Source organism: Escherichia sp. 94.0001, from assembly GCF_013369155.2.
GTDB classification, from domain to species: domain Bacteria; phylum Pseudomonadota; class Gammaproteobacteria; order Enterobacterales; family Enterobacteriaceae; genus Escherichia; species Escherichia coli_F.
In genome coordinates, this window is sequence record NZ_JABWMS020000153.1 from 1 (window position 1) to 1,783 (window position 1,783).

Genomic DNA, 1,783 nt, shown 5'->3' on the forward strand with positions numbered 1-1,783 from the left:
CTCTTATGTTTTCTTAAATCAACATCTTAAAACAGTTAAGAACACACTATAAATTATTATTTTTCAACGCGTTAGAGAACAATCTATTTTATCAAAATTGAATAAGGCTATTTCAGATTACATCACTGAATTCCTAAGATAAATTAGTGAACACAACCATAGATATGTCGAATGTAAACTCCTATAGCATTAATGACACATAAATATGAATAGCCACTATTTCTATTGCTTATGCAGGATGCAAGAAACCAATTTTTTCATAGAGGTTAACTAATGGACTTAGAAAATAAATTCTCATATCATTTTCTTGAGGGATTAACGCTCACGGAAGATGGAATTCTTACTCAAGGAAATGAGCAAATTTATATTCCACCGAAAGAGTTAGGAGTATTGATCGTATTACTTGAATCCGCTGGTCATGTTGTCCTGAAAGATATGATCATCGAATCAGTATGGAAAAATATTATTGTAAGTGACGAGTCCCTGACAAGATGTATCTATTCTTTGCGCTGCATTTTTGAAAAAATTGGCTATGATCGTTGCATAGAAACAATCTACCGGAAAGGTTATCGTTTCAGTGGACAGGTTTTCAAAACTAGAATAAATGAAGATAACACTTCAGACTATTCCATAGCTATATTTCCTTTCACCACTTCATTGAATACCCTGGATCCATTAATACTTAATCAGGAATTAGTGCAAAACATTTCAAATAAAAAAATCGAGGGCCTTTATACCTATCCGATGGCTGCGACAAATTTTTGTAATGATCACATATCGCAAAATTCATTTTGAGAAGATTCAAGCCAGATTATTTCGTTACAGGAAGAATAAACCAGAATAACGCGGTGAAAACTTTATACATTGAACTGATCGACGCTAAAAATCTTTTCCTCATCGCCAGTAATCATCTTCCTGTTGATGAACTACATAACACATCACAATTTATTATAGATAATATCCTTCAAACGGTACATAATCCAGAGCGTTCTGTAAGATTAGCTAAACCGGATCAAGGTTACAAGAATCATTATTTATCAGATGAACTGTTGGCTGGTAAGAAAGAACTTTACGAGTTTACTCCTGAAAGCATTTACAGGGCTATGACTATATTTGATGGATTACTAAATAAAAGTGATATACAGACGCTAAAAACAGAATGTTATTGTCTGCTAGCGGAATGCCATATGTCTTTGGCACTTCATGGAAAATATGAACTTGAACTTGCTGCTCAAAAAGCATTAGAGCTTTTACATTATGTATCAGACATAACCAATGTCGATGGAAAAATTTTAGCTATTATGGGACTGATAACTGGCCTGTCTGGACAAGCAAAAGTATCTCATATCTTATTTGAACAGGCTAAGATACACACAACTGATATAGCCTCTCTCTACTACTATAGAGCACTTGTCAACTTTCATAATAAAAGAATTGAAGAGGCAAGGATTTGTATAGACAAATCACTACAACTCGAACCCAGAAGACGAAAAGCAGTTGTGATAAAAGAGTGTGTAGATATGTATGTGCCTAACCCGCTCAAAAGCAACATGAAACGCTACTATAAAGAAACTTCGAGTGAAAGCCATCGAGTTATAATTGACAACATTTTGAAACTAAAGCAACTGACGAGAATTTGTATGCGATAAATCTTTATTGTCGCAATTTTATTGTTTAGATGTATGCAGCTAGTTATTTAAACAGCAGAGATGAAAATATCTAAGATATTTACCTTATTGCAATATATATCAAATACTCTAGATTAAAAAGTATTGTGTATAGG

The 1,783-nt window shown here is 33.3% G+C and carries 1 pseudogene; it reads left to right on the forward strand.

Annotated elements, in window-relative coordinates:
- The first annotated feature begins 273 nt into the window (after window positions 1-273).
- A pseudogene (ygeH, locus tag HEN33_RS24800) lies at window positions 274-1,649 on the forward strand (HilA family transcriptional regulator YgeH).
- The last annotated feature ends 134 nt before the right edge of the window (window positions 1,650-1,783 follow it).